This window comes from Variovorax sp. E3, from assembly GCF_016082275.1.
Lineage (GTDB): Bacteria > Pseudomonadota > Gammaproteobacteria > Burkholderiales > Burkholderiaceae_C > Variovorax.
Map to the genome: position 1 here is coordinate 1 of NZ_MOWM01000118.1, position 25,230 is coordinate 25,230.

22 protein-coding genes and 5 pseudogenes are annotated in these 25,230 nt (G+C 68.8%); 12 read left to right on the plus strand and 15 right to left on the minus strand.

From position 1 onward, the window contains the following. Nucleotides 1-56: 56 nt before the first annotated feature. The gene (locus tag BMG07_RS29380; protein ID WP_198087501.1) at nt 57-1,016 is read right to left on the minus strand and encodes an MBL fold metallo-hydrolase; all 960 of its coding nucleotides are present in this window, start codon (nt 1,014-1,016) and stop codon (nt 57-59) included. Between the two features lie 114 nt (nt 1,017-1,130). On the opposite strand from BMG07_RS29380, the gene BMG07_RS29385 reads away from it, so the two are divergent. The 3 genes from BMG07_RS29385 to BMG07_RS29395 all read left to right on the plus strand — a co-directional run bounded on the left by BMG07_RS29385 (nt 1,131) and on the right by BMG07_RS29395 (nt 3,880). Beyond that, a complete protein-coding gene (locus tag BMG07_RS29385) occupies nt 1,131-2,027 on the plus strand; it encodes an IclR family transcriptional regulator (RefSeq protein WP_269759530.1) in 897 nt (298 codons plus the stop codon). After that, entirely contained in the window at nt 2,024-2,773 is a 750-nt protein-coding gene (locus tag BMG07_RS29390) for a Sir2 family NAD-dependent protein deacetylase (protein ID WP_198087502.1), read from the plus strand. The genes BMG07_RS29385 and BMG07_RS29390 overlap by 4 nt, the downstream gene beginning before the upstream one ends. Before the next feature lie 111 nt (nt 2,774-2,884). Then, entirely contained in the window at nt 2,885-3,880 is a 996-nt protein-coding gene (locus BMG07_RS29395) for a hypothetical protein (RefSeq protein ID WP_198087503.1), read from the plus strand. A 23-nt stretch (nt 3,881-3,903) separates the two neighbouring features. Here BMG07_RS29395 and BMG07_RS29400 read toward each other — a convergent pair whose 3' ends face one another. From BMG07_RS29400 to BMG07_RS29425, 6 genes are all read right to left on the minus strand, one after another. Continuing rightward, the gene (locus BMG07_RS29400; protein WP_198087504.1) at nt 3,904-4,125 is read right to left on the minus strand and encodes a hypothetical protein; all 222 of its coding nucleotides are present in this window, start codon (nt 4,123-4,125) and stop codon (nt 3,904-3,906) included. 24 nt (nt 4,126-4,149) lie between these two features. Beyond that, on the minus strand, nt 4,150-4,518 hold the full coding sequence (locus BMG07_RS43065; protein WP_269759531.1) for an ABC-type transport auxiliary lipoprotein family protein: 369 nt from the start codon (nt 4,516-4,518) through the stop codon (nt 4,150-4,152). Between the two features lie 350 nt (nt 4,519-4,868). After that, nucleotides 4,869-5,828 (minus strand): MlaD family protein, encoded by a 960-nt coding sequence (locus BMG07_RS29410; RefSeq protein WP_198087505.1) that lies wholly within the window; start codon nt 5,826-5,828, stop codon nt 4,869-4,871. Between the two features lie 16 nt (nt 5,829-5,844). Next, complete coding sequence (locus BMG07_RS29415; protein WP_198087506.1) at nt 5,845-6,693, minus strand: ABC transporter ATP-binding protein; 849 nt, start codon at nt 6,691-6,693, stop codon at nt 5,845-5,847. A 4-nt stretch (nt 6,694-6,697) separates the two neighbouring features. Further along, nucleotides 6,698-7,864 carry an ABC transporter permease gene (locus tag BMG07_RS29420; RefSeq protein WP_198087507.1) on the minus strand — a complete coding sequence of 389 codons (1,167 nt, stop codon included), beginning with the start codon at nt 7,862-7,864 and terminating at the stop codon, nt 6,698-6,700. 167 nt (nt 7,865-8,031) lie between these two features. Next, the gene (locus tag BMG07_RS29425; RefSeq protein ID WP_198087508.1) at nt 8,032-8,964 is read right to left on the minus strand and encodes a LysR family transcriptional regulator; all 933 of its coding nucleotides are present in this window, start codon (nt 8,962-8,964) and stop codon (nt 8,032-8,034) included. 118 nt (nt 8,965-9,082) lie between these two features. Between BMG07_RS29425 and BMG07_RS29430 the strand changes: the two genes are divergently transcribed. After that, nucleotides 9,083-10,591: a CoA-acylating methylmalonate-semialdehyde dehydrogenase gene (locus tag BMG07_RS29430; protein ID WP_198087509.1), complete on the plus strand. Its 1,509-nt coding sequence runs from the start codon at nt 9,083-9,085 to the stop codon at nt 10,589-10,591. 78 nt (nt 10,592-10,669) lie between these two features. After that, a pseudogene (locus BMG07_RS29435) lies at nt 10,670-12,297 on the plus strand (GMC family oxidoreductase). Nucleotides 12,298-12,358: 61 nt separating this feature from the next. On the opposite strand, the pseudogene BMG07_RS29440 reads toward BMG07_RS29435, so the two are convergent. The 7 genes and pseudogenes from BMG07_RS29440 to BMG07_RS29470 form a co-directional block, all read right to left on the minus strand. Beyond that, nucleotides 12,359-13,419: pseudogene (locus BMG07_RS29440) on the minus strand (ABC transporter substrate-binding protein). Between the two features lie 21 nt (nt 13,420-13,440). Continuing rightward, a pseudogene (locus BMG07_RS29445) lies at nt 13,441-14,606 on the minus strand (NAD(P)/FAD-dependent oxidoreductase). Further along, nucleotides 14,603-16,009: an FAD/NAD(P)-binding oxidoreductase gene (locus BMG07_RS29450; protein ID WP_198087510.1), complete on the minus strand. Its 1,407-nt coding sequence runs from the start codon at nt 16,007-16,009 to the stop codon at nt 14,603-14,605. Before BMG07_RS29450 ends, BMG07_RS29445 begins: the two are co-directional and overlap by 4 nt. Continuing rightward, nucleotides 16,006-16,317 (minus strand): (2Fe-2S)-binding protein, encoded by a 312-nt coding sequence (locus BMG07_RS29455; protein WP_198087511.1) that lies wholly within the window; start codon nt 16,315-16,317, stop codon nt 16,006-16,008. Before BMG07_RS29455 ends, BMG07_RS29450 begins: the two co-directional genes overlap by 4 nt. 3 nt (nt 16,318-16,320) lie before the next feature. Next, on the minus strand, nt 16,321-17,115 hold the full coding sequence (locus tag BMG07_RS29460; RefSeq protein ID WP_198087512.1) for an ABC transporter permease: 795 nt from the start codon (nt 17,113-17,115) through the stop codon (nt 16,321-16,323). Between the two features lie 4 nt (nt 17,116-17,119). After that, nucleotides 17,120-17,980 carry an ABC transporter permease gene (locus tag BMG07_RS29465; protein ID WP_198087513.1) on the minus strand — a complete coding sequence of 287 codons (861 nt, stop codon included), beginning with the start codon at nt 17,978-17,980 and terminating at the stop codon, nt 17,120-17,122. Continuing rightward, nucleotides 17,977-19,056: an ABC transporter ATP-binding protein gene (locus BMG07_RS29470; RefSeq protein WP_198087514.1), complete on the minus strand. Its 1,080-nt coding sequence runs from the start codon at nt 19,054-19,056 to the stop codon at nt 17,977-17,979. The genes BMG07_RS29465 and BMG07_RS29470 overlap by 4 nt, the downstream gene beginning before the upstream one ends. Nucleotides 19,057-19,122: 66 nt before the next feature. Here BMG07_RS29470 and BMG07_RS43070 point away from each other — a divergent pair, with 66 nt between their 5' ends. Both BMG07_RS43070 and BMG07_RS29475 read left to right on the plus strand, forming a co-directional pair. Continuing rightward, nucleotides 19,123-19,254 (plus strand): hypothetical protein, encoded by a 132-nt coding sequence (locus BMG07_RS43070; protein WP_269759532.1) that lies wholly within the window; start codon nt 19,123-19,125, stop codon nt 19,252-19,254. Nucleotides 19,255-19,273: 19 nt separating this feature from the next. Next, nucleotides 19,274-20,134 carry an IclR family transcriptional regulator gene (locus BMG07_RS29475; RefSeq protein ID WP_198087515.1) on the plus strand — a complete coding sequence of 287 codons (861 nt, stop codon included), beginning with the start codon at nt 19,274-19,276 and terminating at the stop codon, nt 20,132-20,134. A 17-nt stretch (nt 20,135-20,151) separates the two neighbouring features. On the opposite strand, the gene BMG07_RS29480 is transcribed toward BMG07_RS29475, so the two are convergent. Then, nucleotides 20,152-20,703 carry a hypothetical protein gene (locus BMG07_RS29480; protein ID WP_198087516.1) on the minus strand — a complete coding sequence of 184 codons (552 nt, stop codon included), beginning with the start codon at nt 20,701-20,703 and terminating at the stop codon, nt 20,152-20,154. Nucleotides 20,704-20,778: 75 nt separating this feature from the next. Here BMG07_RS29480 and BMG07_RS29485 point away from each other — a divergent pair, with 75 nt between their 5' ends. The 5 genes and pseudogenes from BMG07_RS29485 to BMG07_RS29500 all read left to right on the plus strand — a co-directional run bounded on the left by BMG07_RS29485 (nt 20,779) and on the right by BMG07_RS29500 (nt 25,158). Beyond that, the gene (locus BMG07_RS29485; RefSeq protein ID WP_198087517.1) at nt 20,779-21,198 is read left to right on the plus strand and encodes an MAPEG family protein; all 420 of its coding nucleotides are present in this window, start codon (nt 20,779-20,781) and stop codon (nt 21,196-21,198) included. A gap of 149 nt (nt 21,199-21,347) precedes the next feature. Continuing rightward, nucleotides 21,348-22,886 (plus strand): aldehyde dehydrogenase family protein, encoded by a 1,539-nt coding sequence (locus BMG07_RS29490; protein WP_198087518.1) that lies wholly within the window; start codon nt 21,348-21,350, stop codon nt 22,884-22,886. Between the two features lie 292 nt (nt 22,887-23,178). Then, a pseudogene (locus BMG07_RS45125) lies at nt 23,179-23,582 on the plus strand (transporter substrate-binding domain-containing protein); the annotation flags it as partial. 183 nt (nt 23,583-23,765) lie between these two features. After that, entirely contained in the window at nt 23,766-23,921 is a 156-nt protein-coding gene (locus BMG07_RS45130) for a hypothetical protein (protein WP_374221341.1), read from the plus strand. Nucleotides 23,922-23,926: 5 nt separating this feature from the next. Then, nucleotides 23,927-25,158 (plus strand): annotated as a pseudogene (locus tag BMG07_RS29500) (pyridoxal phosphate-dependent aminotransferase). Nucleotides 25,159-25,230 lie beyond the last annotated feature (72 nt).

Below are 25,230 nucleotides of genomic sequence, written 5' to 3' on the forward strand. Positions count from 1 at the left end.
CGGACGCTCTGCCTGCCCCCACCCCAGCCCTCCCCCGAAGGGAGGGAGCAATGCAATCAGCCCTCCAGGGCCTTCCACATGTCGATGTCGCGCTGCGCCGTCCACACGCGCGGGTCCGCGTGGCCCGAGGCCTCGTCGTACGCACGGCTCACGTCGAACGGCATGCAGTGGTCGAAGATCACCCACTGGCTGTACTTGGGCTTGAGCTTCTCGTAGGTCTCCTTGTAGACCGCGTTCAGGTCGCGCCCGGCCTTCACGCCCTCCTGCACGCTGGCGTACACGTCGGAGATGAAGTTGCGCGTGCCCGTCAGGCCCTCGGCCACGGCCTGCGGCGTGGTCAGCGCGGCGCCGCGGCCCGGCACCAGCGCCACGGGCTTGAGCGCGGCGATGTTGTCCAGCGTTTGCGGCCAGTCCTTGAAGTAGGCGTCGCCGGCGTACGGCGTGGCGCCGAACTCGACCAGGTCGCCCGACAGCAGCGTGCGCTCCTGCGGCAGCCAGACGACGGTGTCGCCCTTGGTGTGGCCGCGGCCCAGCTGGATCAGCTGCACTTCGAGCTTGCCGAGCCACAGCGTCATCTTGCCGGTGAAGGTCATGGTGGGCCAGGTCAGGCCCGGGGGCACCGTCTCGACGTTCTGGAACAGGCGCGGGAAGCGGCCGATTTCGCTGGCCTTGTCTTCCTCGCCGCGCTCGACGATCAGGTCGCGCGTGTCCTGGCTGGCCAGCACGTGCTCGGCACCGTAGCCCGCCGCGCCCAGCACGCGCACCGCGTGGTAGTGCGTGAGCACCACGTACTTGATGGGCTTGTCGGTCACCTCGCGGATGCGGCGCACCACGTCGGCCGCCATGGCGGGCGTGGCCTGGGTGTCGGCCACCAGCACGCAGTCGTCGCCGATGATGATGCCGGTGTTGGGGTCGCCCTCGGCGGTGTAGGCCCAGGCATGTTCGGAGATCTGGCTGAAGGTGATCTTCTTCTCTTCCATGTCGGCCTGGCTGGCGAATTTCTTGGCTTGGCTCATCGGGTGTCTCCGTCGGTGGGGTGGGTTTTGGGATTCGTTTAAGGCGAACGAATTTGCGGTTAACGAATTTCCGCAGTGTAAGCGCCGGATCAGTTAATGTCTAATCCCTTCTTCATGAACGAACAACCGGACGCCAAGGCAGCCATGGCCACTGACACCGACCGCGCCCAGCGCGGCATCCAGAGCATCGAGGTCGGCGGCCAGCTGCTGCGGGCGCTGGTGCACCACGGCCGGCCCATGGCGCTGAAGGACCTGGCGCGCGAGGCCGACATGACGCCCGCCAAGGCGCACCCGTACATGGTCAGCTTCGGGCGCCTGGGCCTCATCGAGCAGGACCGCGCCAGCGGCCACTATCTGCTTGGGCCGCTCGCCTTGCAACTGGGGCTCATCAGCCTGCAGCAGGCCGACCCGGTGCACATCGCCACGCCGCTGATCGGCCAGCTCGCGCAGCAGATCGGCCACACCGTGGCGCTGGCCGTGTGGGGCGCGCGCGGCGCCACCATCGTGCGCACGGCCGAGTCGCCGTCGCCGGTGCACGTGAACATGCGACACGGCACGGTGTTCTCGCTGACCCATACGGCCTCGGGCCGCGTCTTCGCCACTTATCTCGACGCCGAGGTGGTGCGCCGGCTGCTCGAGGAAGAGCGCCAGCGCCAGAAGCAGCGCAAGGGCGCCGAGCCCGCGCCCCCGCCCGGCATGCCGGCCGTGCAGCCGCTGCCGTCGTGGAGCGACTTCGAGCGCCAGCTGCAGGAAGTGCGCGACCACGGCATCAGCCGCTCCGACGGCGAGGTCATCGAGGGCGTGAGCGCCATGGCCGCGCCGGTGTTCGACCACACGGGCGCCATCGTGCTGGCCGTCACGGCCATCGGCCCGGCCGGCATCTTCGACACCGCGTGGGACGGCGAGATTTCCCGCGCGCTCAAGGCCTGCGCGGGCACCGTGTCGCAGCGCCTGGGCGCCGCCGCCATTCCCCTCGCCGCTACCGCGAATTCCCCCAAACCAGAGCGATGACGCCCGTCACACCAGACAACACCTCCCTCTTCGAAGCCCTGCAGGCAGCCGCCCGGCTGCTGCGCGATGCCCGGCGCATCGTCGTGTTCTCGGGCGCCGGCCTGTCCCGCGCCTCCGGCATTCCGACTTATCGCGACGCCGACGGCCTCTGGAAGAGCCAGAACGCGCTGCAGTTTTCCCACGCCGAAGACCTGGCGCGCGACCCGGCCGGCTTCACCAGGTTCTGGGCGCAGCGCATGTCGGTGATCGAGTCGGCGCAGCCCAACCCGGGCCACGCCGCGCTCGCGACGCTGCAGCGGCTGCGCCCCGCCACCCGGCTGGTCACGCAGAACGTCGACGGCCTGCTGACGCTGGCGGGCGGCCAGGACGTGCTGGAGCTGCACGGCTCGCTGCGCCGCTGGCGCTGCGACCACTGCGGCAACCGCAACGGCCCCTGGCCTTTTCACCGCTGCCTGCGCTGCGGCTCGCACGCGCGGCCCGACGTCGTGATGTTCGGCGAGATGCTGAACGGCGGCGTGCTGCTCGACGCACAGGTGGCGGCGCAGGAGTGCGATCTGTTCATGGTGGTGGGCAGCACCACCATCGTCTACCCGGCGGCCGAGCTGCCGCAGACGGCGCTGTCGCACGGGGCGCGGCTCATCACGCTGAACCTGGAGCCGCTGCCGCATCTGGACGATGCGGCGTCGGTGGTGTTGCGGGGGGCTTCGGAAGATCTGTTGCCGAAGCTGCTGGCGGGCATGGGCTGAAGCCGGGCAGACCCTGCTGGAACGACGGTCTAAACTCTCGCCCGCCAAGAGGCGCCGCCTGCTCGCGCTTCCGCTCACCCTATTCCTTAGATGGCACCCGCAAAACTCTGGTTGTCGATATTTCTGACGGGCTTTGCTGTCTACACGGGCTTGTTGTTCCAGACGCTGGTCACGCCCATTCCCTACGGCGACCTGGCGCGCATCGGCCGCATCTCCGACCGTGATTTCGGCTGGCGCATCGAACCTCCGCATGTTGCTGCCGAACTGCTGGAAGCGGCCCCCATCGAGAAGGCCGAAATCCTGGTGATCGGCGACAGCTTTTCGTCCACGCACCTCTGGCAGTCACGGCTGGCCCAGAAGGGGCTCGCCGTGACGACGATATTCTGGGATTCAATCGACAACAGACTGTGCGACAACTTCGACGACTGGCTCGCGGCGGCGGGCTTTCGCGGCAAGCTGGTGATCGCCGAAAGCGTGGAGCGCCTGGTCGCGCTGCGGCTCGACAACTCGCGCAAGTGCGGCGACATGACGGCGCCGCTCACCGCCCGTGCTGAACCGCTCTCTCCGCCGCCCGACCATGTGCCCGGCTTTGCCCTGAACTGGGATGCGCAGATCGTTTCAGGCTGGCTCACGGCCCGCTGTACCCGCGCGGCCATTGCCGGCAAGGCGCGCCATGACTGCGACCAACAGGCCCAGGCCTTGCCCGTGGAAAACGGATGCCTGCTTTTCAGTCATCGTCGCTGCGACATGGCGCTGTTCCTGAGGGCCGACCAGCAATTGGGAGAGATCACGCCGATGCATCTGGCGCAGATGCAGGCCTTCACGCAGGCGCATGCGCGCGTGCCTGTCATGTGGATGGTGGTGCCGAACAAATGGACCACCTACCTGGAGCCGTCGCATTCGCAAGCCTTCGTCGAGGCGCTGCGCAAGACCGATCTGGGGCCCGACCTCTTCACCTTCGCTGTGGAAGAAAAGGTGAAGATGAAAGACTTCTACTTTCCCAACGACACCCATATTTCAACGCACGGCCAGCTCGTGCTGGGCGACCGGATGGTGGAGGCAGTCGGGCGGAAGCTGAGCGCCGCGACGGCGCCCGCGGGTGACTGAAGTGCGAAAAAAAGGAAGACGCCTCAGCCCTTCTTCCCACCCAGCAACACCAGCGCCCCACCCACCACGATCACGGCCACCCCCGCCCACGCGGGCAGGTTGACCGTTTCCTTCTCCTTCACCGAAAACTCCAGCGGCCCGAGCTTGGCCTGGTGGGTTTCCTTGGTGAAGCTGAAGCTGCCGAGGCTCAGGGCTGCAAGCCCTGCCACGATCAGCAGGATGCCGACGATGCGTGTTGCGTTCATGGCGAGGATCCTCCGTTCCGGAGATTACTGCCGGGGCTGTTGCTGCTGCAACTGGTCGACCCACTGCACGAGCTCGGCCACCACCGAATCGCTGGCGGCGATCAGCGCTTTCACGCCGCCGGGCGCATCGGCGCTGGGCGCGGGGCTGCGCACGGTGAACAGGCGCTGCCCCAGCACGCGGTCGCCGGCCGGGGTGGCGCGGATCAGCGTGGCGCGCAGGCGCACCAGGCCGCCGCTGGCGCTGGCCGAATCGAAGTAGTGGCTGAACTCGTCGAGCGAGATGCGCAGCGTGTCGGGCACTTCGCCCTTGCTGCGCGAAATGGTGGCGCTTTCTTCCGGGCCGAGCACCATGCGGCGCTCCGACAGCACGTCGCGCAGCCGCTGGCGCAGCAACTGCGCGGGCTGCTGGCTCCAGCGCGACTGGCCGTAGGGGCGCAGTTCGTTGGCGTCCGCGTAGCCGAGCGATAAAGAATCTGCGTGCCGTCGAGCCGGCTGTTGGTCTCGAACTCGGCCAGCGCCAGCGTGGGCCGCATCGCGGCCGGGGGCGTGTCGGCGCTTGCCGCCGCCGCCATGGCGCCGGGGCCGAAGTCGTACAGCGTCGAGCGCGCGGGCTTGTCGGGCAGCGCGCCGCAGCCGGCGGCCAGCAGCGCGAAGCCCATGGCCAGCGTTGCGGCCGCGATGCGGCGGCCGCGCGAGGTCGTCGTCAAGAATCGATTGGCGTTCATGGTCATGGTGGCCTTCCCTCAGTGGCGCGTCGCGGCCGGCGCGCTGAAGCCCGGCTCGCCCGGGCCCGCGGCCGCGCCGCCGTTGCCGAACAGCAGCGATTGCGGGTTGTCGTTGATGCTGTCCGCCGCGCGGCCCAGCCGGCGCACGGCGTGCGAGGTGTCGTCGGCCACGCGGTTCACGCGCGGCAGCGTGGCCGCGTTGAACGAATCGACCGCCTGCGCCAGCGCCTTGGTGCCGTCGCTCAGCCGCTCGACCGGACCGTCGGGCGCGTTCAGCCGGCCCACGGTGGTGTTGAAGTTGTTGGCCACGCGCGAAACGTCGCCGGCCGCCTTCTTCACCGAGCCCAGCGTGTCGGGCAGCTTGGTCAGCGCGGGGTTCAGGCCGGTCTTCACGGTGTTGTCCAGCGTCTTGAGCAGCGTGTTGGCGCTGGCCGAGGCGGCCGCGATGTTGTCCAGCGCGTCGGCCGCGCGCTTCTGGTTGGAGTCGCTCAGCAGCGTGTTGGCGCGCTTGGTCACTTCCTCGACCTGGTTGATGATGGCCTCGCCGCGGTCCTGCAGCTGCGCGAGCATCGACGGCTTGAGCGGGATGCGCGGCGGGTCGTCGTTGTCCGGCTTGAGCGACACGGTCGACTCGCCCTTGTCGTCCAGCGCGATGAAGGCCAGGCCGGTCACGCCCTGGTAGCTCAGCGTGGCAAAGCTCGAGGTGGTGAGCGGCACGCGCTCGTCGACCGTGATGCGCACGCGCACATTGCCCTTGACCTTGGGGTCGAAGTCGATCGACGCCACCTTGCCCACCGCGATGCCGCGGTAGCGCACCATGGCCTGCGGCTGCAGGCCGCTCACGGCCTCGCGCGTGGACAGCTCGTAGACGTTGCGCACGGTGTTGTCGCGCGTGAACCAGATCACCAGCGCGACGAGCGCGGCGATCAGGCCGAGCACGAAGGCGCCGGCGGCGAGGGCATGGGCCTTGTTTTCCATGGTGGCTACCTACCTTTCAGCGGCTCGCCCCGGAGGCGGGCTGCGGCGATGGGATCGATGCGTCGGCGGGTTTGTCATGCAGGGCTTCCAGGGCGCGCTGGCCGCGCCCGCCGAGAAAATATTCGTGGATGAAGGGGTGCGGGTACGCGATGACCTCGCGCGCCGTGCCGGTGACGATCACCTTCTGGTCGGCCAGCACCGCGATGCGGGTGCTCAGGTCGAACAGCGTGTCCAGGTCGTGCGTGACCATCACCACCGTCAGGCCCAGCTCGCGGTGCAGGCCGCGCAGCAGGTCGCAGAAACTGTCGGACGCCTCCGGGTCGAGGCCGGCCGTGGGTTCGTCCAGCAGCAGCAGCGGCGGGTCCATGATGAGCGCGCGCGCCAGCGCCACGCGCTTGATCATGCCGCCCGACAGGTCCGACGGACTCATGTTGGCGTGCCGGGGCTCCAGGCCCACCATTTGCAGCTTCACCAGCGCCGCGTGGCGGATCAGCTCGTCGGGCAGCAGCTTCAGTTCGCGCAGCGGAAAGGCGATGTTCTCCAGCACGCTGAAGGCCGAGAACAGCGCGCCGTGCTGGAACAGCATGCCCACGTTGGCCGCGCCCGAGGCACTGAGCTCGCCGGGCTCCTGGCCCAGCACCTCGACGTTGCCGCGCGTGGGTTTCTCCAGCCCGAGGATCTGGCGCAGCAGCACCGTCTTGCCGGTGCCCGAGCCGCCCACCAGCGACAGCACTTCGCCGCGGTCGATGTGCAGCTGCAGGTCGCGATGCACCACCTGCTCGCCTTCGGCGTTCTTGAACACCGTCCACAGGCCGCGGATGTCCACCACGGTGGTGTCGGTGTCGGGGCGCACGGGCATGCTCATGGCGTCATCCCCGGAACCCGATGCCCTTGAAGAGCACGGCGAAGAGCGCGTCCACCAGGATCACCGCGGTGATCGAGGTCACGACCGACGAGGTGGTGCCGCGCCCCAGGCTCTCGGTGTTGGGCTTGACCTTCATGCCGAAGTAGCAGCCGATCAGCGCGATCAGCACGCCGAACACCGCCGACTTGGCCATGGCCAGCCACAGGTTCGAGATCGGCACCGCGCGCGGCAGCGCCGAGAGAAAGTAGGCCGGCGAAATATCGAGCGCCGCGTCGGCCGCGAGCATGCCGCCCGCGAGCGCCGCCATCGAGGTCCACAGGCTGATCAACGGCATGGCAATGGCCAGCGCCAGCACGCGCGGCATCACCAGGCGAAAGCCGTGCGGAATGCCCATGACGCGCATCGCGTCGAGCTCTTCGGTCACGCGCATCACGCCGATCTGCGCCGTGATGGCCGAGCCCGAGCGACCGGCGATCAGCACGGCCGCCAGCACCGGCCCCAGCTCGCGGATCAGCGAGAGCCCGAGGATGTTCACCACGAAGGTCTCGGCGCCGTACTGGCGCAGCTGCTGCGAGATCAGGTAGGCCAGCACCACGCCGATCAGCAGCCCGACCAGCGCCGTGATGTGCAGCGCCGTGGCGCCGAACTGATAGAGATGGCCCGAGAAATCGCGCCACGGTCCGCGGTGCGGCGCGCGGATCAACCGGCCCACGTCGAGCGCGAGCTGGCCGATCAGCCCGGTGAAGTCGCGCATCACGATCATCGCGCGCGGCCCGTTGTGCGAGAACTCGCGCACGCGGTCGTTCAGCGTCGGCGCGGGTTCTTCGGGGGTGGCGACGGTGTACTGCGCCACCTGGTCCAGCACGGCCTTGTGCTTCGGCTCCATCTCGAGCGTGGCGGGCCATTGGTGACGCCAGTGGTCCCACAGCAGCTGCGCGCCGATGTGGTCGAGCTGCTGGATCGGGCGCAGGTCCCAGGCGCGGTCGTCAGCCGGCGGCGCGGCTTCCAGGCTCTTCGACAGCGCCAGCCAGGCCGGCTTGGACGACATCGCCAGCGTGGTCCAGCGGCCGCTGGCCACCGTCCATTGCCGCCCGTCCTGTTCCTGCTGCCCGACGCGGGGCCACGCGCTGTCGGCGGCTGAAGCGTCGGCAGGCGATGTGGCAGGAGACATAAGGCGGATGAACGGGAAAGTAAACAAAAACCAGGGTGCGAAGCGCGCATCGTAACCGGGTGCATCCGCGGATGTGGTGTTGCAGACCCCTCGTTGGCGTAGGGCGGCACGCCGTTTCTTCATGTTTTCTTCAGGCCATGGTTGGGCACGCGCCCCGAACAAGACCTTCAGGCCGCAAACCCTTCCGCCAACGCCTCGCGCAGCCAGGCCACGAACGCCGTCACGGCCTGCGGCACGTGCGTGGCATAGGGGCGGATTGCATACAGCCGCTCGCCGAACGCGCCGACCGAGCGCCACTGCGGCAGCACCTGCTGCAACTTGCCCGACTGCAGCGCGGCCTGCGCGCTGAAGTCCGGCACCAATGCAATGCCGAGCCCGCTCAACGCCGCGTCGCGCAACGCCTCGCTGTTGTTCGCTACCAGCGGCCCCGACACCGGCACCGTGATGCGCGGGGCCGAAGCCTTTGCCGCCTCGAAATGCCAGGTCGGCGTGTCCTGCGCGCGCGGGTAGTGCAGGCAGTCGTGCGTCGCCAGCGCCTGCGGCTCGCGCGGCGTGCCGCGGCGGCGCAGGTAGGCGCGGCTGGCCACCAGCACCGAACGGGTTTCGCACAGCGTCCACGCCACGTGCGTGTCGGGCGGCGCGGCCGTGTGGCGGATCGCGAGGTCGAAGCCTTCCATCGCCAGCGAACTCAGCCGGTCGGACAGATCGAGCTCCAGCCGCACCTCGGGTTGCGCGCGCAGAAAGTCCGCCAGCCGCGGCACCAGCTGCTGCCGCGCGAACGCCACCGGCGCCGTCACTCGCACCAGCCCGCGCGGCACGCCCGCAAGGTCGCGCACCCCCGCGAAGCTGTGCGCGATCTGCTCGAACGGCACGCGCATGTCCTCCACCAGCCGCTGGCCCGCTTCCGTGAGCCGCACGCTGCGCGTTGTGCGCTGCACCAATGGCGCGCCGGCCGCGCGCTCCAGCTCGGCGATGCGCTGGCTCATGGCCGCCTTGCTCACGCCCAGGCGCAGGGCGGCGGCCGTGAAGCTGCCCTGCTGCGCCAGCACCGTGAGCCAGTGCAGGTGGGTCCAGAGCGACTCGATATTTTGGGGTTTCATGCTTGCATTGTTCGCCATGGCGAACAATAAGTTCAAGTATCGCGTCTAGGCGCGAAGGGGCACGCTGCCTAAACTGATTGCACTCCTCCCTCGATCACGTCACGCGAAAGCCCTCTTCATGACCACCTCCATCGACCATTTCATCGCCGGCAAGCCCGCCGCCAACACCTCCGGCCGCACGCAGGACGTGACCAACCCCGCCACCGGCGCGGTCACCGGCAAGGTCGGCCTGGCCGACGTGGCGCAGGTCTCCACCGCCGTGGCTGCCGCGCAAGCCGCCTTCCCGGCCTGGGCCGACACCCCGCCCATTCGCCGCGCGCGCGTCATGTTCAAGTTCCTGCAGCTGCTCAACGAGCACAAGGACGAGCTGGCCCACCTCATCACCGCCGAGCACGGCAAGGTCTTCACCGACGCGCAGGGCGAGGTCTCGCGCGGCATCGACATCGTCGAGTTCGCCTGCGGCATTCCGCAGCTGCTCAAGGGCGACTTCACCGACCAGGTCTCCACCGGCATCGACAACTGGACGCTGCGCCAGCCGCTGGGCGTGGTCGCCGGCATCACGCCGTTCAACTTCCCGGTGATGGTGCCGATGTGGATGTTCCCGGTGGCCATTGCCGCGGGCAACACCTTCGTGCTCAAGCCCAGCCCGACCGACCCGAGCGCGTCGCTGCGCATGGCCGAGCTGCTGAAGGAAGCCGGCCTGCCCGACGGCGTGTTCAACGTGGTGCAGGGCGACAAGGCCGCGGTCGACGCGCTGCTGGAGCACCCCGACGTCAAGGCGATCAGCTTCGTGGGCTCCACGCCCATCGCCAACTACATCTACGAAACCGGCGCGCGCCACGGCAAGCGCGTGCAGGCCCTGGGCGGCGCGAAGAACCACATGGTGGTGCTGCCCGACGCCGACATCGACCAGACCGTCGACGCGCTGATCGGCGCGGGCTACGGCTCTGCCGGCGAGCGCTGCATGGCCATCTCGGTGGCGGTGCTGGTGGGCGACGTGGCCGACAAGATCATTCCCAAGCTGATCGAACGCACCAAGACGCTGCAAGTGCTCAACGGCACGAACCTCGCCGCCGAGATGGGCCCGATCGTCACGCGCGCCGCGCACGAACGCATCACCGGCTACATCGACCTGGGCGAGAAGGAAGGCGCGAAGCTGCTGGTCGACGGGCGCAAGTTCGACGGCAACAAGGCCGGCGAAGGCTGCGGCGACGGCTTCTGGATGGGCGGCACGCTGTTCGACAACGTCACGCCCGAGATGCGCATCTACAAGGAAGAAATCTTCGGCCCGGTGCTCAGCTGCGTGCGCGTGGCCAACTTCAAGGACGCGGTCGACCTGGTCAACGCGCACGAGTTCGGCAACGGCGTGAGCTGCTTCACCCGCGACGGCAACGTGGCACGCGAATTCAGCCGCCGCATCCAGGTGGGCATGGTCGGCATCAACGTGCCGATTCCCGTGCCCATGGCCTGGCACGGCTTCGGTGGCTGGAAGCGTTCGCTGTTCGGCGACATGCACGCCTACGGCGAAGAGGGCGTGCGCTTCTACACCAAGCAGAAGTCGGTCATGCAGCGCTGGCCCGAGAGCATCGGCAAGGGCGCCGAGTTCGTGATGCCGACGGCCAAGTAGCATGCGGGGCGGCGCGAGGGGCGCCGCCGTTTCGCCCCGGTTTTCCGTCGAACAAAAAAGAGAGACAAGCACAACGCCATGAGCGAGAACCAATTCGACTACATCATCATCGGGGCCGGCACCGCCGGCTCGCTCATGGCCAACCGGCTCAGCGCCGACAAGAGCAAGCGCGTGCTGCTCATCGAGGCCGGCCGCAAGGACGACTACCACTGGATCCACATTCCGGTCGGCTACCTGTATTGCATCGGCAATCCGCGCACCGACTGGCTCTACAGCACCGAGCCCGACGCGGGCCTCAACGGCCGCGTGCTGCGCTACCCGCGCGGCAAGACGCTGGGCGGCAGCTCCAGCATCAACGGCATGATCTACATGCGCGGCCAGTCGCGCGACTACGAGCAGTGGGCGCAGCTCACGGGCGACGACGCGTGGCGCTGGCAGAACGTGCTGCCGGCCTTCAAGAAACACGAAGACTTCTACCTGGGCGCCGACGAGATGCACGGCGCGGCGGCGAGTGGCGCGTCGAGAAGCAGCGCCTGCGCTGGGACATCCTCGACGCCTTCGCCGAGGCCGCGGCCCAGGCCGACGTGCCGCACACCACCGACTTCAACCGCGGCAGCAACGAGGGCGTGGGCTACTTCCAGGTCAACCAGAAGAACGGCTGGCGCTGGAACACCGCCAAGGCCTTCCTGCGCCCGACCTGCTACGGCCGGCCCAACTTCGAGCTGTGGACCGGCGCGCAGGTGTCGCGCCTCTTGTTCGAGACGCTGGCCGACGGCACCCGCCGCTGCACCGGCGCCGAGGTGTGGAACGGCACCGAGACCACCACCGCGCTCGCCTCGCGCGAGGTGGTGCTGAGCGCGGGCGCCATCGGCTCGCCGCAGATCCTGCAGCTGTCGGGCGTCGGCCCGGCGGAGCTGCTGCGCCAGCACGGCATCGACGTGGTGCTCGACGCGCCCGGTGTCGGCGCCAACCTGCAAGACCATCTGCAGATCCGCGCGGTCTACAAGATCGACGGCGCGCCCACGCTCAACGTGCTGGCTTCGTCGATGGTCGGCAAGGCGAAGATCGGGCTCGAATACCTGCTCAAGCGCAGCGGCCCGATGAGCATGGCGCCTTCGCAGCTGGGCGCCTTCACGCGCAGCTCGCCCGAGCATGAGTGGCCCAACCTGCAGTACCACGTGCAGCCGCTGTCGCTCGATGCCTTCGGCGATCCGCTGCACAGCTTTCCGGCCTTCACCGCGAGCGTGTGCAACCTCAACCCCACGAGCCGGGGTGCGGTGCGCATCAAGAGCAAGCGCTTCGAAGACGCGCCGGCCATCGCGCCCAACTACCTGAGCACCGACGAAGACCGCAAGGTGGCGGCCGACTCGCTGCGCGTGACGCGCCGCATCGCCTCGCAGCCCGCGCTCGCCAAGTACAAGCCCCAGGAGTGGAAGCCCGGCGTGCAATACCAGACCGACGAAGACCTGGCGCGGCTGGCGGGCGACATCGCGACCACCATCTTCCATCCGGTCGGCACCACCAAGATGGGCGGCGACGGCGACCCCATGGCGGTGCTCGACTCCAGGCTGCGCGTGCGCGGTGTGCGCGGCCTGCGCGTGGTCGATGCGGGCGCCATGCCCACCATCACCAGCGGCAACACCAACAGCCCGACATTGATGATGGCCGAGAAGGCCGCGGGCTGGATCGTCGAAGACAACCGCTGAACAAGCAGAGAAAGAAGGGCGGCGCCGGCCGGTTGCGCCGGCGCCTTTTGCCGGAACAGGCTTACTTCTCGATCGTCTTGTTCCAGCGCGCGTTCCATGCCGGGCGGTTCGCGTTGATGCTTTCCCAGTCGATGGTGACGGCGGTCTTCATCCACTTGGTGACGTCCGCCACCTGCGCCGCGCCTTCACCTTCGGCGGGGGTCTTGGGGTTGCTGGGGATCTGCGCGCCGTACTGCAGCACGTTGGCCTGCGCCACCGGGCTCAGCAGGAACTCGGCGAGCTTTTGCGACAGCTCGGGCTCGCTGTTGTTGGCGATCACGCACTGGCCCACCATCAGCACCACCGCGCCTTCCTTGGGCGGCGCGTACTCGACCGGAATGCCCTTGGACTTGAGCGCGGCCACGGCGGTGGGCGTCAGCGGAAAGATCGCGGCCTCGCCGGTCTGCACCATCTCCGACAGCTTGGCCGAACTCGGGATGTACTCCAGCACGTTCGGGCCGATGGTGGTGGGCCAGGCCTTGAAGCCCGGCTCCACGTTCCTGTCGTTGCCGCCCTGGATGCGGTTGAACATCAGGAAGCCGTGCAGCCCGAACGACGAGGACGACATCGACTGGAACACCACCTTGCCCTTGAACTTGGGATCGGCCAGGTCCATCCACGAAGTGGGCGGCGCCCAGCCCTTCTCCTTGAACATCCTGGCGTTGTAGGCCAGGCCCGTCATGCCCAGGTTCACGCCGCTGGCCATGTCGTCCTTGAAGCGCGCGGCCGGGTAGATCTCGCTGAGCGACTGGCTGGGCTTCTGCTTCTGGCACAGGCCCATGCCGATGGCGCGCACCATGATGCCGTCGTCCAGGAACATCACGTGCATCTGCGGCTTGTCCTTGTTGGCCTGCGCCTTCGCGAGGATGTCGGACGAGGTGCCCGGCACCACCACCACCTTGGCGCCGTAGGCTTTCTCGAGGCCGGGAACACGTACTGCGTGTACGCCTTCTCCATGGTGCCGCCGTTCATGCCGATGTAGAGGGTCTTGGTCTGCGCGCCGGCCGTGCCGGCGGCCGCGAGCAGCGCGGCAAGAAGAAGGGCGGACTTCAGGGGCTTGGGTGACTTGGCGGTGCGGGACATGGTGATGCTCTCCAATCAGGTTCAGGTGGGGGAGGAAGAAACTGCGAGGGGTCGCGTGGAAACAGGGGCTTCGTTGTCGAAGCGTTCGATGGCGAAGGCGTCGATGGGCGTGTCGCTGCGGCCGTCGCGCGCCAGCTCGGCCAGCACCTCGCCGGCGGCCGGGCCGATCTGGAAGCCCGCGCCCGCGAAGCCGAAGCCGTGGTACAGGCCGGGCGTGGTGCGGCTGGGGCCGAGCACCGGTTCGCGGTCGGGCAGGTAGCCCTCGGTGCCGCCCCAGGTGCGGATGATGTGCGCATGGCGCAGCGCGGGCAGCAGCTCGACCGCCTGCATCGCGAGCGTGGCGATGCCGTCGCGCTCGGCGCGCGCGCGGTCGGCGTCGAGCGTGAGCCCGGTGCCGCCGCCGAGCACGAGGTTGCCGCGCGCACCTGCCGACAATAGATGCCGCCGCCTTCGACACCCAGGCTCCACGCCATGAAGTGCGGCACCGGTTCGGTCACGGCCATCAGCGGGCTGCGCGAGCGCATCGGCGGGGTCTCGCCGAACTGGCTGGCGATGGCGCCGGCCCACGCACCCGCGCAGTTGAGCAGCACCGGCGCCTGCACTTCGAGCGCGTTGCCCGAGCGCACCGTGAACAGCGCGCCGTCGTGCGCCACCTCGTCGACCTGGTGGCGCTCGAAGACCTGTGCGCCGGCGCGGCGTGCCGCCAAGGCAAAGGCGGGCGACACGAGGCGCGGGTTGGCCTGCCCGTCCTCGATGCACAGCGAGCCGCCCATGGCGCGCGTGCCGAGCCACGGGGCCTGCGTGCGCAGGCGCGCGGCGGAGATCAGCTCCAGGCCCAGGTCGAAGTCGCTGCTGAGCGCGCGGTAGCGCTCCAGCGACGCCATGTCGGACTCGCTGCGCGCGATCTTGAAGTGGCCCGAGCGCACGTACTCGCCGTCGGTGCCCAGCAGCTCGGGCAGGCTGCCCCAGATGCGGTGCGCGCGTTGTGCCAGCGGCAGCTGGCTCACCGGCCGGCCCTGTCGCCGCACGCCGCCGAAGTTCACGCCGCTGGAGCGCGAACCGCAGAAGTCCCGCTCCAGCAGCACCACGCCCAGGCCCATGCGCCGCAGCGCGAGCGCGGCCGAAGCGCCGACGATGCCGCCGCCGACGATGGCAACGTCGGTCTGCAGTTTCTTGATGCTGCTCATGCGCCGGTTCCTTCGGCGGGCACGAGCCGGATCGGAATCGGCTTGATCGGCGCCTGCCCGCGCAGCCGGCCGACCTGCTGCAGCGGCTGCTGCGTGGCATGCGCAAGAATCTCCGCCGCCGCCACGCCGCACATGCGGCCCTGGCAGCGGCCCATGCCGACGCGCGACAAGGCCTTGAGCCGGTTCAGCTCGCTGGCGCCCGCGCTTGCGACCGCCTGGCGCAGCGTGCCGGCCGTGACGTTCTCGCAGCGGCAGACCACGAGGTCGTCGGGCGCGTGCGCGGCCCAGTCGCCCGGCACGGGGAAGGCGCGCTCCAGGCCGTGGCGAAAACCGGTGATCCTGTCGAGCTTGCGCTCGAGTTCAGCGGCGCGCGCGGTGTCGACGGCCACGCCGTTGTCCGCAAGCAGTGCCAGCGCCGCGCGCTCGCCGGCCCACTCGGCCGCGTCTGCGCCCATGATGCCGGCGCCGTCGCCCGCGAGGTACACGCCGTCGACGCTGGCGCGGCCCGCCGCGTCGCGCACGGGCAGGTGCGCGCGATGCAGCGGCGCGTAGTCGAAGCGGCAGCCGAGCAGGTCGGCCAGTTGCGTCTCGGAGCGCAGCGCGTAGCCGAAGCCGACCGCGTCGCAATCCAGCGTGCGTTCCTTGCCGCCGTACTGCCAGGCCACGCCGGTGACGCGGCCCTGTGCCTCGTCGCCGAGCACGCGCAGCGGACGCACGCCGCCGTGCAGCGGCACGCCGTGCGCGCGCAGCCAGCCGACGTAGTACACGCCCTTGGCGAACACGGCGGGCTGCGTCAGCATCGCGGGCGTGGCCGCGAGCTGGTCGGCCAGGCGCGCGGTGTCGAGCACCGCGGCCACCTTCACGCCCGCCTTGGCATATTGGTACGCCACCAGGTACAGCAGCGGCCCGGTGCCCATGAACACCACGCGCTGCCCGATGGCGCAGCCCTGGAACTTGAGCGCCACCTGCGCGCCGCCCAGCGTGTACACGCCGGGCAAGGTCCAGCCCGGCACCGGCAGCACGCGATCGGTGGCACCGGTCGCCACGATCAGATGGCTGTAAGGCACGCGACGGTTGCTTCGCGTCGGGTTGTGCATCACGTCGAGCCCGTGGTCCTGCGCGTTCCACACGAGGCTGTCGGGGTGGTGGTCGATGCGGCCCTGCAGCGCGTCGAAGGCCGCGTGCACGCCGTCGGCGCGCTTCGACTCGAAACCGTAGAGCGTGCGTGCCGTGCGCTGCGCGAGCCCGGCGGGCGGTCGGCGATAAATCTGGCCGCCGGCGCGCGGGGCCTCGTCGATCACCGTCGGCCGCAGCCCGTGCGCCACCAGCGTCTGCGCCGCACGCACGCCGGCCGGGCCGGCGCCGACGATCACGGGGCGGATGTCGTCGCGTGCCGTCGTCATGCGCCGTTCTTTCCGGTAACCAACGCCATGCCCGGCGCGATGAAGGTCGAGCAGGCGCGCAGCCGCTCGCCTTCGTCCGTGGCGATCCAGCAGTCCTGGCAGGCGCCCATCATGCAGAAGCCCGCGCGCGGCAGGCCGCTGAATTCGTTGCGGCGCAACTGGCCCGATTGCGTGAGCACGGCCGTCAGCACCGTGTCGCCGGCCAGCGCGCTGGCCGGTGCGCCGTCGAGCGTGAAGGGCACGGCCTGGCGCCCGGTTTTCTCGGCCACGCGGTGCAGCAGTGCGTGTGATGAAGAAGTCGTCGTCATTTTTTATCTGCGTCCCACCAGCACGCGGTCGAGCCCGTAGATGCGGTCGAGCAGCACCATCGCGAAGGCCGTCACCGCCACCATCAGCGCCGACACCGCAGCCATCAGCGGGTCGATCGATTCGGTGGCGTACATGTACATGCGCACCGGCAGCGTCACCGTGCTCGGCGCGGTGACGAAGATCGACATCGTCACTTCGTCGAAGCTGTTGATGAAGGCCAGCATCCAGCCGCCCGTCACGCCCGGCAGGATCATCGGCAGCGTGATGCGGCGAAACACCGTGGCCTGGCTCGCGCCCAGCGACAGCGCGGCCTGCTCGGCGCTGCGGTCGAACCCCACCAGCGCCGCCACCACCAGCCGCAGCGTGTAGGGCGTGACGATGAGCGCATGCGCCATCACCAGCCAGCCGAAGCTGCCCGTGCCGCCCACCAGCGCAAAAAGCCGCAGCAGCGCCACGCCCAGCACCAGGTGCGGCACGATCAGCGGCGACAAGAAAAGGCCGTTGAGGAAGTCGCGCCCCGGAAACTCGTAGCGCGTGATCGCCATGCCGGCCGGCACCGCGAGCAGCGTCGCGATGGTGGCCGAACTCAGCGCGAGCCACAGGCTGTTCCAGAACGACTGCATGAAGTCGGGGTGTGCGAACACCGCCTTGAACCAGCGCAGCGAAAAGCTGGTGGTCGGAATGGTCAGCGTGTTCTCGGGCGTGAACGCCACGATGCACACCACCACCAGCGGCGCCAGCATGAAGGTGATGACGAGCGCGTTGAACGCGAGGGCGATGGGGCCGTTCTTGTTCATCGCTTCAGCCCAGCGCTTTCTTGTAGCGGCCTTCGACGAGCCGGTTGTAGCTCAGCATCACGACCAGGTTGGCCACCAGCAGCACCAGCGCGACGGCGGCGCCCAGCGGCCAGTTGAGCTCGCTGAGGTATTCGTCGTAGACGATGGTGGCGACCATCTTCAGCCGGCGCCCGCCGAGCAGCCCCGGAATGGCGAACGAACTCGCAGCCAGGCCGAACACGATCAGGCTGCCCGAAAGAATCCCGGGCATCACCTGCGGCAGCACGATGCGCCGCAGCGTGGTCAAGGGCGTGGCGTTGAGCGACAGCGCGGCGTTCTCCACGCCGGGGTCGAGCTTCTGCAATGACGTCCACACCGGAATCACCATGAAGGGCAGCATCACGTGCACCAGCGCAATGACCACCGCGGCGTTGGTGTAGAGGATCTTCACCGGGCCGATGCCCACCAGCTGCAGCAGGCCGTTCACCGCGCCCTCGGGGCCCAGCAGCATGCTCCAGCCGAAGGCGCGCACCACCACCGACACCAGCAGCGGCGCCAGCACCACCAGCAGCAGCACCGAGCGCCACGGGTTGCGCATGCGGCTGAGCACATAGGCCTCGGGCGCGCCGACGAGCACGCAGATCAGCGTGACCAGGCCCGACACCCAGAAGGTGCGCCAGAAGATGCCCAGGTAATACGAGTCGGAGAACACCTGTGCGTAGTGGTCGAGCGTGAACTCGCCGGCCTTGGGGCCCGTGGCCGGGTCGTACACGTTGAACGACAGCACCGCCGTGAGCGCGAGCGGCACCAGCAGCAGCGCCGTGAACAGCAGCAGCGCGGGGCCGGAGAGCCACCACGGGGTGGCCTTGCTCTTGAGGGCGCTCATGCGGCCACGGCCTTTTCAGTGGCATCGGCGGGCAGCAGGCGCATGCAGTGCGCGGGCCAGTCGATGCCGGTGCGCCCGCCTTCTTCGAGCGCGTCGCGCCCGTCGTTGGGGCTCAGCACCGTGAGGTCGCCGACCGGCGTGGCGACGCGATAGAGCCATTGGCTGCCCAGGAAGAAGCGCTCGACCACCTCGCCGTCGAGGCGGCCGCGGCCTTGCGGCACCAGCTGCAGTTTCTCGGGTCGCACGCTCAGCAGCGCGGCGGCGTCGACGCTGAAGCCCGTGTCGTCCACGTCGAGCGAGAGCGCGCCGACTTCCACGCAGGTGCGCGTGGCGCCGCTGCCGGACACGCGGCAGTCCAGCAGGTTGGCCTTGCCCACGAAGGTGGAGATGAAGCGCGTGCTCGGGTGCTCGTACACGCGCTGCGGACGGTCGATCTGCGTGGCGCAGCCGCCTTCCATCACCACCACGCGGTCGCTGATGGACATGGCCTCGCTCTGGTCGTGCGTGACCATCACCGTGGTGGTGCCGACCTTGCGCTGGATCTGGCGCAGCTCGAACTGCATCTCTTCGCGCAGCTTGGCGTCCAGGTTGGACAGCGGCTCGTCGAGCAGCAGCACCGGCGGCTCGATCACCAGCGCGCGGGCCAGCGCCACGCGCTGCCGCTGGCCGCCCGACAGCTCGCGCGGGTAGCGCGCGGCGTGCGGGTCCAGGTGCACCAGCGCCAGTGCCTGCTTCACGCGCTCGCTGCGCTCGGCCTTGGGCATCTTGCGCATCTCCAGGCCGAAGCTCACGTTGTCGGCCACCGTCATGTGCGGGAACAGCGCATAGGTCTGGAACACGATGCCCAGGCCGCGCGTGTTGGCCTTGGCGTGCGTGATGTCCTTGCCCGCGAGCTCGATGCGGCCGCTCGACACGGCCTCGAAGCCCGCCACCATCTGCAGCGTGGTGGTCTTGCCGCAGCCCGAGGGGCCCAGCAGCGAGACGAACTCGCCTTTCTCCACCGCAAGGTTCATGGCCGACACGGCGCGGGTGGCGCCGTAGAACTTGGTCACGTCGGTGAGACGGAGGAACGACATGGAACAGGCCTTTCTGCGTGGGCGAAAAGATGGCTTGGGGCACCTTGTTTCACCTTGGTGCATGCCATGGACAGCGTGCTGCTTTCAGTTCACTCTATTGCAACGATTGCGCCAGATCGCCTCGGGTATTCCATTAATCAGAATCTTTCTTTAATTTATTCCGATCAATGGAATATCATGGCCAAAGGCAATGATTGAAATTCCACAGGAGGAAGGTATGGAAACCCCATCGACGGCCTCGGCGGCCAGCGGCGGCGTGCCACGCGTCTTTTCGGTGATCCGCGCGCTCGGCGCGGTGCAGGCCGAAGGCGGCCGCGTGACCCAGATTGCACGTTCCGTGGGCCTGACCCAGGCCACCACGCACCGTTTGCTGCAGTCGCTCATGGCCGAGGGCATGGTCGAGCAGGACGAGCGCAGCAAGCTCTACCGGCTCAGCATCGACTTCTTCGCGCTCGCCGCCAGCGCGGGCAACCCCGGCGACCTGCGCTCCATTTGCCGGCCGGTGCTGCTGCGCCTGTGCGCGAGCCTGGGCGACAGCATCTTCCTGCTGGCGCGCAGCGGCTTCGACGCCATCTGCCTGGACCGCAGCGAAGGCCCGTTTCCGATCCGCTCGTTCACAGGCGACATCGGCGGTCGCATTGCGCTGGGCGTGGGGCAGGGCGCGCTGGCGATCCTCGCGTTCCTGCCGGAGGCCGAGCGCGAGGAGGTGATCCGCTTCAACCTGTCACGCGTGCGCGAGTACGGCGTGTACGACGAGGTCTACCTGCGCACCGAGATCGAGCGCGTGCGGCAGGCCGGCTACGCGGGGCGCAACACCGGGCTGCTCGAAGGCATGGCCGGCGTGGCCGTGCCGGTGCTCGACCGCGAAGGCCGCGCGGTGGCGGCGCTGAGCGTGGGCACCATCGCCGACCGGCTCAACGCCGACCGCATGCCGACGGTGGTGGAGCTGCTCAAGCGCGAGGCGGCGGCGATCGGGCCGAGGATCAATCCGTTCGACGCGACGCTGAGAAGGCCGGCGCAGAGCCTGGCGAGTTCGCCGGCGGCGCAGCGGATCAACGTGCCGGACGCGCCGGGCTGAATGACGAGGTTTCGCTTCTAGCGATACCGCAGGACATCGCATTGCTTCTGGCTGATGACCAGGGTGTGCAGCCGGTTCCCCTTTTCGTCATCGTAGAAATAGGTGACCGAGAGTCCACCGGCGGTGAATACGGGAATTTCCGACAAAGTTTCGCAAGCGTCCTTGGTGAGGCGCTCGAACTTCTGCCTCTGCGCCAGGCTGTCCGGGCCCCAGCTCTCCGATCGCACGTCGTACTGGACGAGGACCTGTTTGCCGATCGCCCTGGCAAAAATGCGCAGGACATCTTCCGGCAGTGGATTGTCCTTTGCGCTCTTGTTGAGGCCTTCAGCCAGCGTGATGGCGAAGGCTTCGGTGGTCTCCGGCGCCTGTGCTTGATCGTCCGGGAGAAAGCGGCGATTGCAGGTGCTCATCGCAATGCGAACCCCCTCGGTCGTCGGTTTGGATGCCGCGGCATCGGTGCAGGCGTCGTAGGCCTTGCGCGCGGCCGGGCTCAACTGCTCGTAGCCCGCCTGGGCGTGGGCGGCGGTGGCGATCAGGAGGAACGCGGCAAGACTGGCAGTGGACTTCATTCGACGCACTCTACCCGCACCGGATCGGCGTCCCGCCTTTTCGCTTCGCATGACAATGCGCGCGAGGAGCCACCCATGAACAACCCGTCGATCCTCTACCCCGTCTTCGCCCTCGCGGCCTGGACCGGCCTCGTCCTGCTGCTGATTCCCTTCAAGCGCATCGGCGCGGCGATGCGCCGCGAGGTCGGGCCGGACGATTTCAGGCTCGGCGAATCGGCGGGCGTGCCCGATGCGGTGCGCATCCCCAACCGCAACTACATGAACCTGCTGGAGCTCCCGCTGCTGTTCTATGTGGTGTGCCTGCTCTCTTATGTGGCGACCACGCCTTCCGCGGCGGCCGTCGCCCTGGCCTGGGCCTATGTGGCCCTGCGCGTGGTGCACAGCGTGGTGCACCTGACCTACAACCACGTGATCCACCGGCTCGTGGTGTTCGCCGTGAGCAATGGCGTGCTGGTGGCGCTCTGGGTCTGGGCGGCCCTGCGGCTCGTGCGTTAGCGGACGGTGCCGTGCGGGAGTTCCTTCGCGAAACGCATCAAGTCCTTCCATATTTTCACTAGGCAATCGCGCGGGATTCGCAGATATTGGCCGCTTCGAGCCTTGCCCTGTCGCCTTTCTTCTTCCTCCTCCTCCCAGCCGGAGCGCACATGTCAGAAGCCCACACCTCCCTTCCCGTTGCCACCGAAGTCGAACAACTGCTGGGGCGCCTGGGCGTGCCCCGCGAAGCCCACACGGGCGGCGCGCTGACGGTGCGCTCGCCGGTCACCGGCGAGGTGGTCGCGCAGGTGCCGCAGACCACGCCGGCCGAGGCCACGGCCGCCATCGGCCGCGCGCATGCCGCTTACAAGGCCTGGCGCAACGTGCCCGCGCCGCGCCGCGGCGAGCTGGTGCGGCTGCTGGGCGAAGAGCTGCGCGCCGCCAAGCGCGACCTGGGCCGCCTCGTCACGCTGGAGGCCGGCAAGATCCCGTCCGAAGGCGCGGGCGAAGTGCAGGAAATGATCGACATCTGCGACTTCGCCGTGGGCCTGTCGCGCCAGCTCTACGGCCTCACGCTGGCCACCGAGCGCGCCGAGCACCGCATGATGGAAACCTGGCACCCGCTGGGCGTGTGCGGCGTGATCTCGGCCTTCAACTTTCCCGTGGCCGTGTGGTCGTGGAACGCGGCGCTGGCGCTGGTGTGCGGCGACTCGGTGGTGTGGAAACCCTCCGAGAAAACCCCGCTCACGGCGCTGGCCGTGCACGCCATCGCGCAGCGCGCCATCGCCCGTTTCGGCGACGCACCCGAAGGCCTGCTGGGCCTGCTCCTGGGCCAGCGCGACATCGGCGAAGTGCTGGTCGACGACCACCGCGTGCCGATCCTCTCGGCCACCGGTTCCACCGCCATGGGCAAGCAGGTGGGGCCGAAGCTGGCCGCGCGCTTTGCCCGCGCCATTCTCGAACTCGGCGGCAACAACGCCGCCATCGTCACGCCCTCGGCCGACCTGGACCTCACGCTGCGCGGCATCGCCTTCGCGGCCATGGGCACGGCCGGCCAGCGCTGCACCACCTTGCGCCGCCTGTTCGTGCACGACAGCGTGTACGACGCACTGGTGCCCAAGCTGGCCAAGGTCTACGGCAACGTGCAGGTCGGCGACCCGCGCGAGGCCGGCACGCTGGTCGGTCCGCTGATCGACCGCGCGGCCTTCGACGGCATGCAGAAGGCGCTCGGCGAAAGCCGCGAGGTCGGCGCCACGGTGCACGGCGGCCAGCGCGTCGAGGGCATCGGCACGAAGGACGCGTTCTACGTGCGCCCCGCGCTGGTCGAGCTCAAGTCGCATGACGGCCCGGTGCTGCGCGAGACCTTCGCGCCCATTCTTTACGTGGTGCGCTACGACTCGCTCGACGAGGCCATCGAATGGCACAACGCGGTGGGCGCGGGCCTGTCGTCGTCGATCTTCACGCTGAACGTGCGCGAGGCCGAGCGCTTCATGTCGAGCGCGGGCTCCGATTGCGGCATCGCCAACGTCAACATCGGCCCGAGCGGCGCCGAAATCGGCGGTGCCTTCGGCGGCGAGAAAGAAACCGGCGGCGGTCGCGAAGCCGGCTCCGACAGCTGGAAGGCGTACATGCGCCGCGCCACCAACACCATCAACTATTCGACAGCGTTGCCGCTCGCCCAGGGCGTCACGTTCGATATCGGCGACTGATCGCCTCCCATGGCTCGCCCGAGCCCGCCGCGCAGTCTTGCACTGCGGCGGCGGGTGGGCGGCCGCATGCATGCATGCATTCGTGCATTCATTCATCCATTCAAAAAACTATCTCCCGGAGACAGAGGACACCATGAACATTCCCTTCAAGACCATGGCCACGGCGGCACTGCTGGCGCTCGCGTTCGGCGGCAGCGCCAATGCGCAGACGGCCACGGGCACGCTCGACAAGATCAAGACCAGCGGCAAGGCCGTGCTCGGCGTGCGCGAAGCCTCGCCGCCCATGGCCTACATGCTGGGTGCGGGCGACAAGTTCGTGGGCTACCACGTCGAGCTGTGCGAGCGCGTGCTCAAGGACATCGCGCCGCAGGCCAAGCTCGAGTACATGGCCGTGACCGCGCAGAACACCATTCCGCTGGTGCAGAACGGCACGCTCGACATCGGCTGCGGCCCCACCACCAACAACACCGCGCGCCAGCAGCAGGTGGCCTTTGCGCTGACCACGTACGTGAGCGAAGTGCGCATGGCCACCAAGGTCGACTCGGGCATCACCACGCTCGACCAGCTGGCCGGCCGCAACGTGTCGGCCTCGACCGGCACCACCGCCGTGCAGCTGCTGCGCAAGCGCGAGCGCGCGCAGAACGTGTCGTACAAGACCATGCTGGGCAAGGACCACCTCGAGAGCTTCCTGCTCCTGGAGTCGGGCCGCGCCGATGCCTTCGTGCTCGACGACAACCTGCTGGCCGGCATCATTGCGAACTCGAAGAGCCCCGAGTCGTACCGCATCGTCGGCGAGGCGCTGGGCTCCGAGCCGATCGCGCTGCTGTTCCGCAAGGCGACCCCGCCTTCAAGGCTGCGGTGGATGACTCGCTGCGCCGCATGATGAAGAGCGGCGAGCTCGAGAAGATCTACACCAAGTGGTTCGTCGCCGCCATTCCGCCGAAGAACACCAGCCTGAACCTGCCGATGAGCGCGGCACTCAAGCAGCTGATGGCCGAGCCCAACGACAAGCCGCTGGAGACCTATACCAAGTGACCCAAGTGACCACCACGGACACCCCGGCAGAAGGCGCCTTCGCGCCGGCGCAGCGCGTGCGCGCCATCGGCGTGTCGGAGATCCTGCGCATCACCGACCACGCCAACGCGCTCAAGCGCGCCGGGCGCCCGGTGATCGTGCTGGGCGCGGGCGAGCCCGACTTCGACACGCCGCAGAACGTGCGCGACGCCGCGGTGCGCGCCATCGGGCGCGGCGACACGCGCTACACGGTGCTCGACGGCAGCCCCGCCATGAAGGCCGCCGTGCAGCTGAAGTTCCGGCGCGACAACGCGCTGGAGTTCGCGCTCGACGAGATCAGCGTGAGCGCGGGCGCAAGCAGGTCATCTTCAACGCGATGATGGCCAGCCTGAACCCCGGCGACGAGGTGATCCTGCCCGCGCCGTACTGGACCTCGTACGCCGACATCGTGCAGATCTGCGGCGGCGTGCCGGTGTCGGTGGCCTGCACCGAGGCCAACGGCTTCCGGCTGGAAGCCGCGCAGCTGGAGGCCGCGATCACGCCGCGCACGCGCTGGATCTTCCTGAACTCGCCGTCGAACCCGAGCGGCGCGGCCTACAGCGCCGCGCAGCTCCAGCCGCTGTGCGAGGTGTTGCTGCGCCATCCGAAGGTGTGGGTGCTGGCGGACGACATCTACGAGCACATCCTGTACGACGGCCTCGCGTTCGCCACGCCCGTGGCGGTGGAACCGCGCCTGCGCGAGCGCACGCTGACCATCAACGGCGTGTCGAAGGCCTATGCCATGACCGGCTGGCGCGTCGGCTACGGCGCGGGTCCGCGCGCGCTGATCGCGGCCATGGCCGTGGTGCAGAGCCAGACCACCTCGTGCCCCTCGTCGATCAGCCAGGCCGCGGCCATCGAGGCGCTGACCGGCCCGCAGGACATCGTGGCCGAGCGCTGCGCCGACTTCCAGGCGCGCCGCGACTTCGTGGTGGCCGCGCTGAACCGCGCGCCGGGCCTGCGCTGCCGCGTGCCCGAGGGCGCGTTCTACACCTTCGCGAGCTGCGCCGGCGTGCTGGGCAAGCGCACGCGCGCAGGCGCGGTGCTGCAGAGCGACAGCGACTTCTGCCGCTACCTGCTGCAGGACTTCGAGGTGGCGGTGGTGCCGGGCAGCGTGTTCGGGCTGGCGCCTTATTTCCGCATCTCGTATGCGACGTCGCTGGGACAGTTGGAAGAGGCATGCGCGCGTATCGTCGCGGCATGCGAAGCGTTGGAGTGACCCTGCGTTTCTCCCTCCCCCTCTGGGGGAGGGCAGGGGTGGGGGCAGGCGGCGCATCCATTGCCGTCGCGT